At 69.9% G+C, this 12649-nt stretch carries 11 protein-coding genes; 7 read left to right on the top strand and 4 right to left on the bottom strand.

What is annotated here, in order from left to right:
• The coding region (locus tag VB738_RS09050) for an SGNH hydrolase domain-containing protein (protein ID WP_323305431.1) at window positions 1-955 on the top strand (955 nt) is incomplete at its 5' end.
• Window positions 952-1815, top strand: coding sequence for a galactose mutarotase (locus VB738_RS09045; protein WP_323305430.1), 864 nt, complete (start codon window positions 952-954; stop codon window positions 1813-1815). The genes VB738_RS09050 and VB738_RS09045, both read left to right, overlap by 4 nt.
• On the opposite strand, the gene VB738_RS09040 is transcribed toward VB738_RS09045, so the two are convergent.
• The gene (locus VB738_RS09040; RefSeq protein WP_323305429.1) at window positions 1794-3014 is read right to left on the bottom strand and encodes an FAD-binding oxidoreductase; all 1221 of its coding nucleotides are present in this window, start codon (window positions 3012-3014) and stop codon (window positions 1794-1796) included. The two genes, VB738_RS09045 and VB738_RS09040, sit on opposite strands and share 22 nt — an antisense overlap.
• Before the next feature lie 17 nt (window positions 3015-3031).
• On the opposite strand from VB738_RS09040, the gene VB738_RS09035 reads away from it, so the two are divergent.
• Window positions 3032-4477 carry a four-carbon acid sugar kinase family protein gene (locus VB738_RS09035; RefSeq protein WP_323305428.1) on the top strand — a complete coding sequence of 482 codons (1446 nt, stop codon included), beginning with the start codon at window positions 3032-3034 and terminating at the stop codon, window positions 4475-4477.
• On the opposite strand, the gene VB738_RS09030 is transcribed toward VB738_RS09035, so the two are convergent.
• The 3 genes from VB738_RS09030 to VB738_RS09020 form a co-directional block, all read right to left on the bottom strand.
• Window positions 4459-5832 carry a (Fe-S)-binding protein gene (locus VB738_RS09030; RefSeq protein ID WP_323305427.1) on the bottom strand — a complete coding sequence of 458 codons (1374 nt, stop codon included), beginning with the start codon at window positions 5830-5832 and terminating at the stop codon, window positions 4459-4461. The two genes, VB738_RS09035 and VB738_RS09030, sit on opposite strands and share 19 nt — an antisense overlap.
• Before the next feature lie 46 nt (window positions 5833-5878).
• Entirely contained in the window at window positions 5879-6706 is an 828-nt protein-coding gene (locus VB738_RS09025; RefSeq protein WP_323305426.1) for an ATP-grasp fold amidoligase family protein, read from the bottom strand.
• 192 nt (window positions 6707-6898) lie between these two features.
• Entirely contained in the window at window positions 6899-8329 is a 1431-nt protein-coding gene (locus VB738_RS09020) for an NADP-dependent isocitrate dehydrogenase (protein ID WP_323305425.1), read from the bottom strand.
• Window positions 8330-8399: 70 nt separating this feature from the next.
• Here VB738_RS09020 and VB738_RS09015 point away from each other — a divergent pair, with 70 nt between their 5' ends.
• From VB738_RS09015 to VB738_RS09000, 4 genes are all read left to right on the top strand, one after another.
• Window positions 8400-8852 carry a hypothetical protein gene (locus tag VB738_RS09015; RefSeq protein ID WP_323305424.1) on the top strand — a complete coding sequence of 151 codons (453 nt, stop codon included), beginning with the start codon at window positions 8400-8402 and terminating at the stop codon, window positions 8850-8852.
• A gap of 76 nt (window positions 8853-8928) precedes the next feature.
• Entirely contained in the window at window positions 8929-9642 is a 714-nt protein-coding gene (locus tag VB738_RS09010; protein WP_323305423.1) for a heme oxygenase (biliverdin-producing), read from the top strand.
• Window positions 9643-9682: 40 nt separating this feature from the next.
• Window positions 9683-10717, top strand: coding sequence for a glycosyltransferase (locus tag VB738_RS09005; protein WP_323305422.1), 1035 nt, complete (start codon window positions 9683-9685; stop codon window positions 10715-10717).
• 141 nt (window positions 10718-10858) lie between these two features.
• The gene (locus VB738_RS09000) at window positions 10859-12616 is read left to right on the top strand and encodes an ABC transporter ATP-binding protein (RefSeq protein WP_323305421.1); all 1758 of its coding nucleotides are present in this window, start codon (window positions 10859-10861) and stop codon (window positions 12614-12616) included.
• Window positions 12617-12649 lie beyond the last annotated feature (33 nt).

Genomic DNA, 12649 nt, shown 5'->3' with positions numbered 1-12649 from the left:
CCATCACCAGTTCCGCGGCAAGTTGTTTGTGGGAGTGGATGCCGATCCCGTACCGATCAGCGAGCGGGTCCATGCCCTCAATCCCCTGATCCCCGGCACCGGGATCACCAGCGATTGCACGGTCACCAGTGGCAAGCCCTACAACGCCACCACCCGGCCGAATTTCGACAAGTGCAACCGGCCCGGCCTCCCAGGCGCCCGGGAGATCTTCCTGCTGGGCGATTCCCATGCCCAGCACCTGCTGCCGATGCTGGATGCGGTCACCGCCCGCACCGGCCAGCGCCTCACCTTCGCCGCCATGGGCGCCTGCCTGATCGATCCGGAGCTCACCGTCACCTGGCAGCAGGGCCGCTACGAATCCTGCCGGCAGTTCTCGGCCGGCGAGATGGAGCGCTCCCTGCAGCGCCTCCAGCCGGGGGACATCGTCCTGGTGTCGGGCTTTTTGCACAACTACCTGGCCAGCAACGACGTGGAGGGCCGGGGCTACGGCGCCCCCACCTACCGGGGCGAGCGCCGCCTGCGCATCGCCGAGGTGCGGCGGGCCTGGGTGGGCGGCATGCGGGCCTACGCCGAACGGCTGGCGGCCCGGGGCATCCAGCTGGTGCTGGTGGTCGACAACCCCTCCCTGGCCAGGGAGCCGGTGGCCTGCCAGGACCCCGCCGGCAGCAGCTGTGCCGGCGATCCCGCCACCACCGCCCGGATGCGGGCGACCCTGGGCGGGCTGCTGGGCGAGGTGGCCGCCGGCCTGCCCAACGTGCACGTGTTTGATCCCACCCCCTATCTGGTGGGTCCCGACGGCCGGGTGGTCTACCGCCGGCCCGACGGCACGCCCCTCTATGCCGATTCCCACCACCTGAGCGTGTCGGGGAGCCGGTCCCTGGCGGGTCCGTTCGAGCGTTTCCTCCAGCAGCAGGGCCTCACCAGCCCGCGGCCCACCGCTCCCCCCTCACCATGACCCTGCACCCCCCCACCGGGGACTCCCCCCGCTGGCGCTTCACCGATCCGGCCAGCGGCGATGCGCTCACGGTCGCCCCCGAGCGCGGCGGGCTGGTCACCGGCTGGAGCTGCGGCGGAGAGGAGATCCTTTATTTCGATGCCGAGCGCTTCGCCGACCCCGCCAAATCGGTGCGGGGCGGGATCCCGGTGCTCTTCCCCATCTGCGGCAACCTGCCCGGCGACGCGCTCGTGCTGAGCCAGGGGAGCTTCCCCCTGGCCCAGCACGGGTTCGCCCGCGATCTGCCCTGGTCCATCGCTCCGCTGGCCGACGGCAGGGGGGTGGGTCTGCGCCTCGAGGACGGCCCGCAGAGCCGCCCCCATTTCCCCTTCGCCTTCGTCCTCGAGCTGGAGCTGCGGCTGCAGCCCTCGGCCCTGGCGATCACGGCCCGGATCAGCCACCGGGGCGAGGCCGGCGCCGATCCCCTCCCCTTCAGCCTGGGCCTGCACCCCTACATCGCCGTCGCCGATCTCTCCCGCGTCCGGCTCGAAGGCCTGCCGGCGGACTGCTTCGACCACCTCACCATGGCTCCGGCCATCACCGCCGATCAGCTGTTCCGGCTGGAGCAGGGCGTGGATTTCCTCTGCAGCGGCCAGGGCCCGGTGCGGCTGGTGGATCCGGCCGGGGGCCGGGCGGTGACGCTGCATCCCGCCGCTCCGATGGATCTGGTGGTGGTGTGGAGTGACCCGCCCCGGCCGATGCTCTGCCTGGAGCCCTGGAGCGGGCCGCGGGGGTCCCTGAGCACCGGGGAGCGGCGTCTGCTGGTGCCCGCCGGCGAATCCATGGAGCTGGGCTGCCGCTACACCGTCGAGAGCCTCTGAGCGACGCCGGGGAGCCGGCCCGGGGCCAACTGGCCGGCGGGATCGAAGCGGCGCTTGATCGCCTCGATCAGGGGGCGGGAGGGGGCATCCAGCCAGGCCGGCAGGCCGGCGCCAGGGGGCTGGCGCAGCACGGTGAGGTGGCCCCCCAGTTCACCGCAGAGGCTGCGCAGGGCGCTCACCTGGGTGGACGACACGACCGTCTGGGGCTTCGCCGGGTCTGACCAGGCCAGGCCGAGCCCGCTGCCGGCCGCCATGTCCACGGTGAGTCCCTCCAGGACCGGGGCCTGCATCAGGGCCACGAGCCGATCGGGGCTGACGCCGAGGCGCAGCAGCCAGGCGGGGGCGGTGGCCCCCGTGGGCGCTGCGGCGGCAGGGCCGGTGCCACCCCGGGCGCGGGCCAGCCAGCCGCCGGTGCTGGCGGCGTCCAGCACCCGGGCCTGCAGGCAGCTGCGCTCCTGCAGGCAGCGCACCTGTTCCTGGAGGGTGGCGGCGTCGACGCTGGCCAGGCCGATCAGCAGCAGGGGCTCCGGGTCCAGCCCGGCGGCGGCGGCGAGGCTGCCGTTCCACCAGTCGATCCGCTCCGGGCTGAGGCTGGAGCCCAGCAGCCAGCGGCTGAGGCCGGCCAGGTCCTCCGCCCCGCCCTGGAAACAGACACTGCGGCGCAGGGGTGGCTGGGGCAGGGTGCGCAGGGTCAGCTCGGTGATCAGGCCCAGGGAGCCCCAGCTGCCGGTGAACAGCCGCATCAGGTCGTAGCCGGCCACGTTCTTGACCACCTTGCCGCCGGCCCTGGCCGTCACCCCGTCGGCCCGCATCAGCGCCAGGCCGATCAGCTGGTCACGCACCCCCAGGTAGCGCTGGCGGTAGCCGCCCGCCAGGCCCCGGGCCACCAGCCCACCGATGCTGCCGGCGGCGGCGCCCTGCCTGTCCCCCCAGGGGGCATCCACGGACAACCACTGTCCCTGGTGTCCAAGGGCCTCTTGCACCTCCACCAGTGGCGTGCCGGCGGCCACGGTGATGGTGAAGTCGCCGGGATTGAACTCCCGCACGCCCCGCAGGGCGGCGCAGCTGACCACCGTGCAGGGCCCCGCGACGGGCGGCCCCCAGTCGAGCCGTGTGCCCAGGCCCGCCGGCAGCCAGGCCGAACCCTGCTGGTGCAGGTCCCGCACCAGCTCCTGCAGCTCGCTGGGCTCAGGTCGCATCACGGCACGATGGTGCCATGGCGCAGGCAACGTTCGACCCCCGCCCCGGGCTCAAGATCGTCGTCATCGACGACGACCCCACCGGCTCCCAGACCGTGCACGGCTGTCCGTTGCTGCTGCGCTGGGACGCCGGGACGCTGGCCGCCGGCCTGGCCCACCCGTCGCCGCTGCTCTTCCTGCTGGCCAACACCCGGGCCCTGGCGCCGGCGGCGGCGGCCGACCGGGTGCGGGAGATCTGCGGCGCCCTGCGGCCCGCTCTGGAGAGAGCGATGGCGGCCGGCACCATCAGCAGCTGGCTGGTGGTGAGCCGGGGCGATTCCACCCTGCGGGGCCACTTCCCCCTGGAGGTGGACGTCATCAGCGAGGAACTCGGCCCCTTCGACGCCACCCTGCTGGTGCCGGCGTTCCTGGAAGGGGGCCGCACCACCGTCGATGGGGAGCACCGTCTGCACGGCCGGCCCGTGCACGAGAGCCCGTTCGCCCGGGACGGACTGTTCGCCTACGCCACCAGCCATCTGCCGGACTGGGTGGAGGAGAAGAGCGGCGGCCGCATCCCGGCCACCGCCGTGGACCGCATCGGCTGGCGGGAGCTGGAGGCCGGCGGCCCCCCCCTCCTTCGCCACCTGGCCCGCCTGGAGAGCAATGTGTGCGTGGCGGTGGACGGCGCCTCCGAGGACCATCTGGCCTCTCTGGCCAGCGCAGTGCGCTCCCTGATCGCCGGGTCCCCGGCGGGTGCTGGCCTCGGCGCTGGGCGCCCGCGCCGCTTCCTGTTCCAGTGCGCCGCCAGCCTGATCCAGGCCCTGGCGTCGCTGCCGCCCCAGCCGCTGGCGCCGGCAGCCCTGGCCTCCTTGCGCCGCGGCGGCGGCGGGGCCCCCCTGCCGGGGCTGGTGCTGGTGGGCTCCCACGTGCCCCTGGCCGACCGGCAGCTGGAGCGGCTGCTGGCGGCGCCCGGCTGCGTCGGGGTGGAACTGGAGGTGGCCAAGGTCCAGCGGCTGCTGGAGGGACCGGAACCCGCCCTGCTGCTGGCCTCCCTGGAGCAGGCCTGGGGGAGGCGCCTGGCGGAGGTGCTGGCCGGGGGCTTCACGCCCGTCCTCTACACCAGCCGTGGTGAGGCCCGCTGCCGCCATGCCGGCGAGCGTCGGGAGCTGGGCCTGGCCCTGGCGGGGGTGATGGCGCGGCTGGCCGCCGCCCAGGCCCCCGCCCTGGGCTACCTGATCAGCAAGGGGGGCATCACCACCCACACGCTGCTGGCCGACGGACTGGATCTGGATCACGTGGAGCTCCAGGGCCAGCTGCTGCCGGGACTCTCCCTGGTGCTGGCCGCCATGGAAACCGCCGTCGGGACAGCCACCTCGGCCCACCTGGGACCCCTGCCCGTGCTCACCTTTCCCGGCAATCTCGGCGACGAGGACACGCTGTGGGAGGCCTGGCGGCGGATGGAGGCTCAGGCCGGACCGGCGTAGCTGCGATCCAGCAGCTCGATCGGATGGACCACCGGCAGCGGCCGCGGCTGGGCCTCCATGGCCTGGCGGATCTGCAGCGTGCAGCCGATGTTGGCGCTCACGGCCAGCTGGGCTCCGGTGCCGCTGAGATCCGCGGCCTTGATCCGGCCCAGTTCGGCGGCCTCTTCCGGCTGCACCAGGTTGTAGATGCCGGCACTGCCGCAGCAGACGCCGGCTTCGGTGGCCTCGCGGATCCGCACGTGGGGGATCCGGCCCAACAGGCGCCGGGGCTGGGCCGCCAGGCCCTGGCCGTGGAGCTGGTGGCAGGCATCGTGGTAGGCCAGCTGAACGGGACGCTCGGGACTGGCGGGGGTGCCGTCCTCGTGGACGAGGGGCCGCAGACCCGCCTGGAAGCTGTCGCTGAGCCCGACCGTGTCGAGGAATTCCTGCAGGTCGGCCACCCTCCCCAGCACGGGGTGGCGACTCCCGAGGATCTGGTCGTAGGCCTTCAGGGTGTGGCCGCAGCCTGAGGCCGCCACCAGCAGGGCATCGAGGGGTTCGGGGCCCGCCGGTCGCCCCGGGCCGATCACCGCCTCGAAGCTGGCCATCAGGGCCGCCGCCAGCTCCCGGGTGTGGTCCAGTTCTCCTTGGTGGTGGGTCATGGCACCGCAGCAGCCCTGGTCGGGGGGGATGACCACTTCGATGCCGTTGGCGGCCAGCACCCGGACGGCGGCGGCATTGACGCCCGGCTCGAAGACCCGCTGCACGCAGCCGAGCACCAGCCCGACCCGGTGGCGACGGGGCCCCACCGCCGGCACCAGCACGGGCCAGTCATCACGGAAGGACTGCGCCGGCAGCGGCGGCAGCAGGGTCTCCATCGCCGCGATCTGCGGCCCGAAGAGCCTGGTCAGGCCGCTGCGGCGCGCCAGGGCCTGCAGGGGGGTGCCGGCGTAGGCCCGCAGGGGGGCCAGCAGCGCCCGCAGCCGCCCCGGGTAGGGGAGCAGGGCGAACAGCAGACGCCGGAAGGCGCGCTGGCCGGGGCTGCGCAGCTCGGGTGCGTTCAACCGCGGCCGCATGGTCTCGATCAGCTCGTCGTAACGCACCCCTGCCGGGCAGGCGGTGACACAGGCGAAACAGCCCAGGCAGGTGTCGAAATGCTGCGCCACCGTGGCATCCAGCGTCAGTTCCCCGGCATCGATCGCCTTGAGGGCATGGATGCGTCCCCGGGGCGAGTCCATCTCGGTGCCCAGCACCCGGTAGCTGGCGCAGGTGGGCAGGCAGAAGCCGCAGTGGACACAGGGGTCGGCGGCGATGAAGCCGGTGGCGGGCGCCGAAGCACCTGGGGACCCGCTGGTCGCGATGGACGGAAGGCTCATGTGCCCCATTCTGGGTGCACACCCGGGCCCCCACGCCAGCGACCGTTCAGGTCCAGAAGGCACCGAACCAGGCGTCCCATTGCCGAGGCATCCGCAGGAGCAGGCCCGCCCCCGGGTAGGGCGTCAGTTCCCCCACGAGAACGCCCTTGTCGCTCAGATAGCCGTCCACCCTCAGGAAGGGCGTCTCCGAGGAGAGTCTCCGGGCCAGGCCGCAGAAGGTCTCCAGCGGCAGGCGATCGAGGGTGGCAAAATCCGGGCAATGGTCGTGCTGGGGCCTCTCCAGTGGCAGAGGTTGGAGCGCCTCATCGAGAAAGCACTCCTTGGTGCGGGGCAGATGCGGCTGGTTGCTGCGATGGACGGCGTGGGCGGACTCCGGGCGGAACAGCCGCAGGCCCCTGACGTTGCCGAGGAAGCAGAAGGCGCTCATTTCGATGCACTGCCTGCCGGCGCAGCTGAGAAACTCCTCGGCCAACAGCCGCCGAGGCAGTCTCCTGTAGCCCCATTCATGAAAGATGTCGGCGTAGTCCATGCTCAGCCAGCGGCGGGCCTGCTCCATCACCGTCTGGTCAAGGGGATGGGTGGTGGCGCTCACCAGCTGGTACCAGCCGGATCCATGGCTGGCCTTGAGCATCCAGCGGTCGGGAAGGGGGTGATCCCTCAGGGCCTCAACACTCTCTGTGATCGCCAGGGTGCGCGGGGTTCGGCCCGCTCCGATCCGGGTGGCGATCCAATCCTTGGCCCTGACCTTGTCGCAGAAGGTGCGCAGCAGGGGGTCGCGATCCGTCAGGATCCGATGCAGGATCCGCTCACTCAGCAGGCGTGGGTTTCGTAGATCGGGAGCCACGCCGTTGATCTGGCGAAAGCGGGTGGCCATTTGGGTCCGCTTTGGCAGAAATCTGACCAGATGCTGGGCCGCTTGGGATTTGCATCTCCTTGCAGACCGCATCCCCGGCATGACCACTCCGGGATTGACCCTAGGGCGCGTGCGCGGGGTTGGTTGGCAACTCGCCTTGAGACCCATGCGTCAGAGCCGGTACCCCGGCCCGCGCGCGCCCCCCCCCGGCATTCAGCCCCCGAAGTGGCGCACCACGGCTTCGGCGAAACCCGAGCAACTCACGGCCTCGGCGCGGGGTTCCATCAACCGGGCCAGGTCATAGGTGACCTCCTTGTTGGCGATGGCGGCGCTGATCCCGGCGGTGATCAGGTCGGCCGCCTCCTGCCAGCCCATGTACTCGAGCATCATCACGCCGGAGAGGATCACCGATCCCGGGTTGATGCGGTCGAGGCCGGCGTGTTTGGGGGCGGTGCCGTGGGTGGCCTCGAAGATCGCCGCGTTGTCGCCGATGTTGGCCCCGGGCGCCATGCCCAGCCCGCCCACCACCGCGGCTGCCGCGTCAGAGATGTAGTCGCCGTTGAGGTTGAGGGTGCAGAGCACCGAATATTCCTGGGGCCGGGTCTGGATCTGCTGGAAGATGCTGTCGGCGATGCGATCGTCGACCATCACCATCGACCTCCACTTTCCGCCGCCGTGGCTGGTGCCGATGGCGTCGAGCACGGCCTTCACCTCCGCATCGACGGCCGCCTTCTTCTCGGGGGTGAGACTGTCGTAGCCGGGTTCGATCAGGCGGGCGTTGTCCTCGATGCTCAGGCCCGGCTGCTCCTCCAGGTTCCCCAGGATCCAGCTCTCCCGCTCGGTGATGCACTGGTCACGGAATTCGGTGGTGGCCAGCTCGTAGCCCCAGTCGCGGAAAGCCCCTTCGGTGAACTTCATGATGTTGCCCTTGTGCACCAGGGTCACGTGGCGCTTGGAGCCCTCCAGCCCCAGGGCGTGGCGGATGGCCTTGCGCACGTGGCGCTGGGTGCCGGCCTTGCTCACCGGCTTGATGCCGATGCCCGAACCTTCCGGGATGCGGCGGTTGCCCAGCTTGCCGTTGGCGGGGATCACGGTGTCGTTGAGGTGGGCGATCAGTTCGAGGCAGACCGGATCGCTGGCCTCCCATTCGATTCCCATGTAGATGTCCTCGGTGTTTTCCCGGTAGACCACCACATCCAGGTCCTGGGGCCGCTTATGGGGGCTGGGGGTGCCGTCGTAGTAGCGGCAGGGCCGCACGCAGCAGTAGAGGTCGAAGATCTGGCGCAGGGCCACGTTCAGCGAGCGGATGCCGCCGCCGATCGGGGTGGTGAGGGGGCCCTTGATGGCCACGCCATACGCCTCGATGGCCGTGAGGGTGTCCTGGGGCAGGTACTGGTAGGTGCCGTAGAGCTCACAGGCCTCGTCACCGGCGTACACCTTGAACCACTCGATGCGGCGCTCGCCGCCGTAGGCCTTGGCCACGGCCGCATCCAGCACCCGCTGGGTGGCGGGCCAGATGTCCACGCCGGTGCCGTCACCGCGGATGAAGGGAATGATCGGGTCGTTGGGCACGATCGGCTGGCCGCCCTCGAATCGGATCGCCGTGCCGCTGGACGGGACGGTGAGCTTCTCGTATGTGGCCATTGAGTCGGCACGGAACACGCCGATGAGCCTAGGTTTCGGAGACGTTGGCTTTCTGCTCAGGGGAAACGGCATGAATGCGGCCGACCAGGCCCGATCGGTGGAACTGGCCGCCGCGATCGCCGCGGTGGTGGGGCACTTCCGCCTGCATTTCCCCGCTGCCCGGGCCAACCTCACCCCCTGGCGCGACGATCCAATCACCCGGGCCTTCGATGAGCGGGAGACGCTGGATCTCTCCTTCCACTTCCCCGGCTGGAGTCCCCGCTTGCAGTGCCGCTCGCTGCTGGTGCAGCTGCGCCTGGAGCGGGCGCCGGTCGGATCCGGCGAACGGCCCCGGCTGCTGGGTGTGCTGATCCGGGGGCTCACCTATGAATCGGAGCGCTGGCGCCTGGCCACGGTGGGGGACTGGCAGCCCTCGGGCTCCCATCTCCCCTCCGACGAGGTGGTCGGCGTGCTGCAGCAGGTGTGCCGGGAGCTGTTCGATCTCTTCGGCGATGTGTCGGCGGGTGGTACCCGGGCCGCGTAATCCTTCGCAACCTTGCCGCGTCGCCCCGCAGGCCCCACCTACGTTTGTAGGCCTGCCCGCGCAGCCTCCCGAACCCATGCCCGTCGCCCTTGCCTCCCAACTCCGTGAGGGAACGAAGAAAGCCCACACCATGGCCGAGAACACCGGCTTCGTGAGCTGTTTCCTCAAGGGGGTCGTCGACAAGGCCAGCTATCGCACCCTGGTGGCCGACCTGTGGTTCGTCTACAGCGCCATGGAGGAGGAGATCGGCAAGTTGACCGACCATCCGGTGGTCGGCCCGATCGCCTCCCCGGAGCTCAACCGCCGCGAGTCCCTCGAAGCCGATCTCACCTTTTACTTCGGCGGCGACTGGCGCCAGCAGATCCGGGCCACCCCCGGCGCCCAGGAGTACGTGGCCCGCCTGCATCAAGTGGCGCGGGAATGCCCCGAGCTGCTGGTCGGCCACCACTACACCCGCTACATCGGCGACCTCTCCGGGGGCCAGATTCTCAAGAACATCGCCCAGAAGGCCATGAACCTGGGCGAGCACGATGGCCTGCGTTTCTATGAATTCGACGCCATCGACGACGAGAAGGCCTTCAAGGCCAACTATCGCGCCACCCTCGACAGCCTGCCCATCGACCAGGCCATGGCCGACCGGATCGTGGCCGAGGCCAACGAGGCCTTCCACTGCAACATGAAGATGTTCCAGGAGCTGGAAGGCAATCTGGTGGCGGCGATCGGCAAGGTGCTGTTCGGCTTCCTCACCCGCCGCACCCGGGCCGGCAGCACCGAGGCCGTGCCCGCCTAGGTTTGCCAGGCCAGCGGCGGCCGCCGCCCTTCCGAACCGCGTGCGCCCGATCCGTTTTCTGCTGCCCGGCACCACCGGCCGCCTCCGCGGCGGCGGTCTGCTGGTGGAACTGCAGACCGCACGGCTGACCTCCCAGCTGACCCCGACCGAGGTGGTCACCTACCGGATGCGGGAGCCCGACCACCCGTTCCTGGATGACCTGCTCGCCCGGGAGGCGGCGCCCGGGGACGCCCTCTGGATCGTCAGTTGGGGTTTTGACGTGCCCCGACTGCTGCAGCGACTGCGGGGCCGGCCCGTGGCTTACCACGCCCACAGCAGCGGCTACGGCTTTTCGCTGCCGCCCGGGGTGCCGCTTCTGGCGGTGAGCCGCAACACCCTTGGCTATTGGGGCGACCGGGCCCCACGTAACCCCCTGTTTCTGGTGCCGAATGCGCTGCAGCCCCAGTGGCTGGAGCGGGGCAACAGGACGGCCCCCGCGGGCTGCGGCCGCCCCATCGACGTCCTGGTGCAGCAGCGCAAGTGCAGCCACTACGTCCTGGCGCAGCTGGTGCCGGCCCTTCGCCGGCGGGGGCTGCGGGTGGAGGTCCAGAGCGGCTGGGTGGACGATCTCGTGGATCTGTTCAACAGCGCGGCCGTCGTCCTGTACGACTCCGCCGACTACTGGCGCGGCCGGGGGGTCAGCGAGGGATTCGGCCTGCCGCCACTGGAGGCGATGGCCTGCGGCTGTGTGGTGTTCAGCAGCCTCAACCACGCCCTGGCCGACAGCCTCGATCCGGGGGTGGTGGGGCACCAGATCGGCTGCGGCAGCCTGGAGCATGATCTGGAGAGGATTCAGGCGGCGGTGGCCGACCCACTGGCCTGGCTGCCGCCACCGGCAAGGCTTGCCAGCCTGCTGGAGGCCTGCAGCGAGCCGGTGCTCCAGGAGCGCTGGCATTCGGCCCTGGAGGCCATCGACGCCCACTGGACCCACCTGCTGCTGGAGGGGGCCTCGCCGCTGCGCGCGCCCCCCGTGCTGGCCGTGCGGATCAACCAGTGGCGGCGCCGGTTTTCGGCCATGTGGCGATCACTGAACTGACTGGCTGGTGTGGGGGCGGCCCTTCTGGCCGCACGGGTACGATTTCCGCAAAAGTCTGACCAGATGTTTCGCAAAAGCCAAACCTTCAAGAGTTTGGTGCGACTTCTGGCCCAATTGCCGCGCCGTCGCAAGCAGGCGCTGATGCGGTTGATCCCGCTGGCGATCCTTGCCGGTGTGGCCGATCTGGTGGTGGTGGCCCTGGTGGCCCGCCTGTTCACCGTTGTCGTCGGCGGCGAGAACCGCCCCTCCATCCCCTGGGAAGGCCTGGTTCCTGAAGATCCACGGGTCAAGGTGGTGATCCTGGTGGTGGCCTTCGTTGCGGCCGCCTGGTTTTCCTCGCTCTCCAAGCTGTTGTTGCGGGCCTTCCAGCTGCGGCTCAAGGCATCGATCTGGCGTGATCTTTCCGACATGGCGCAGCGCAAGCTGATCGCCCAGCCCTATGTCTATTTCCTCGGAGAGTCAAATTCGGATATCTCCGCCAAGGTGCTGATCAATGTGTCGCGCGTCGCCGACATCGTCGTGCTGCCACTGCTGCAGCTGGCCAGTGGCGTGTTCGTGATCGCCCTGCTTTCCGCCGGGATGCTGATCGTGGGCAAATTACTGGCGGTTGTGCTGATTGTGGGTCTGCTGGCCGGCTATCTGCTGATCTCCACCGCCATCACCCCCTTCCTGCGTTTTGCCGCCCGGCAGCGCATTCTGCTCGAGGTGCGCACTAATTCGATCCTTTCGGAGTCGATGCGCACGATTCTCGATGTGCAGCTCACCGGATCCGAGCCCTACTTTGAGCGCCACTACCAGCAGGCGGGGCGCGACACGATTCCGTTCATGTGGAAGGCCGATGTCCTCCCGGAGACACCGCGAGCGCTGATCGAACCGCTCGGCATCACGATGATCTTCGCGGCCGGCATGCTGCCCCTGCTCTCGAATCCGGATCCCGGCGCCCTGCTGAAGATCATTCCCTTTCTGGCCACCGTGGCGGTCACGTCCCTCAAGCTCACCCCTCCCCTACAGGACAGCTTCCGGGCCATCACCTCGCTGCGGGCCGGCCTGCCGGATCTGGAGGAGACCCTCAAGCTGATCGAACTGCCCGACACCCGGCTCACCATTCGCTCCGAAGGGGTACCGTCCCCTGATGGGGTCATGCCCAAACGGGTGATCCGGCTCAAGAACGTCTGCTACCGCTACCCGGGCACCGACGTGAACGTGCTCCACGACATCTCCATGTCGATTCCGGTCGGCTCCCGCGTCGCCTTCGTCGGCGCCACCGGCAGCGGCAAGACCACCACCGCCAACCAGCTGCTCTGCCTGCTGCGGCCCACCAGCGGCACCCTGCAGCTCGATGGCATCGATGTGGATGATGCCGATGTGCCGGCCTGGCAGGCCAACTGCGCCTATGTTCCCCAGTCCATCAACCTGCTCAATGGCAACATCATCGAGAACATCGCCTTCGCCGAGGAGGTCGATGCCGTGGACCAGATGCGGGTCTGGGAGGCGCTTCAGGCCGCCCAGCTGGCCGACATCGTCGCTGAGCTTCCCCTCGGCCTGTTCACCCCCATCGGCGACAACGGCATCCGGCTTTCGGGAGGACAGCGGCAGCGCCTGGCCCTGGCGCGTGCCTTCTATCGCAATGCCAAGTTCCTGGTGCTGGATGAGGCCACCAGTGCCCTCGACAACCGAACCGAATCGGAGGTGATGGATGCCATCGAGGTGATCGGGCGACGCTGCACCCTGGTGGTGATCGCCCATCGCCTCTCCACCGTGATGCGATCGGACTGCATCTTCGAGTTCGAGGGAGGTCATATCAAAGCCTATGGAAGCTTCGAGCAACTGCGCCAGCGTTCCGATACCTTCGACGATCTGGCCTCCTTCGAACGGCGCCTCTCCAGCCCCCTTGGTTGATGGCCAACCGCTTGTTGCTCCCGTTCACAGGCC

The organism is Cyanobium gracile UHCC 0139, from assembly GCF_034931325.1.
Lineage (GTDB): Bacteria > Cyanobacteriota > Cyanobacteriia > PCC-6307 > Cyanobiaceae > Cyanobium > Cyanobium gracile_B.
This window is presented reverse-complemented; position numbering and strand designations above follow the sequence as displayed.

Excerpts from the sequence above, each read along its gene's own strand:
- VB738_RS09030 (WP_323305427.1), bottom strand. The coding sequence starts at position 5,832 with ATGAGCCTTCCGTCCATCGCGACCAGCGGGTCCCCAGGTGCTTCGGCG.
- VB738_RS09000 (WP_323305421.1), top strand. The coding sequence starts at position 10,859 with ATGCGGTTGATCCCGCTGGCGATCCTTGCCGGTGTGGCCGATCTGGTG.
- VB738_RS09010 (WP_323305423.1), top strand. The coding sequence starts at position 8,929 with ATGCCCGTCGCCCTTGCCTCCCAACTCCGTGAGGGAACGAAGAAAGCC.
- VB738_RS09040 (WP_323305429.1), bottom strand. The coding sequence starts at position 3,014 with ATGCGACCTGAGCCCAGCGAGCTGCAGGAGCTGGTGCGGGACCTGCAC.
- VB738_RS09045 (WP_323305430.1), top strand. The coding sequence starts at position 952 with ATGACCCTGCACCCCCCCACCGGGGACTCCCCCCGCTGGCGCTTCACC.
- VB738_RS09015 (WP_323305424.1), top strand. The coding sequence starts at position 8,400 with ATGAATGCGGCCGACCAGGCCCGATCGGTGGAACTGGCCGCCGCGATC.
- VB738_RS09025 (WP_323305426.1), bottom strand. The coding sequence starts at position 6,706 with ATGGCCACCCGCTTTCGCCAGATCAACGGCGTGGCTCCCGATCTACGA.
- VB738_RS09035 (WP_323305428.1), top strand. The coding sequence starts at position 3,032 with ATGGCGCAGGCAACGTTCGACCCCCGCCCCGGGCTCAAGATCGTCGTC.
- VB738_RS09020 (WP_323305425.1), bottom strand. The coding sequence starts at position 8,329 with ATGGCCACATACGAGAAGCTCACCGTCCCGTCCAGCGGCACGGCGATC.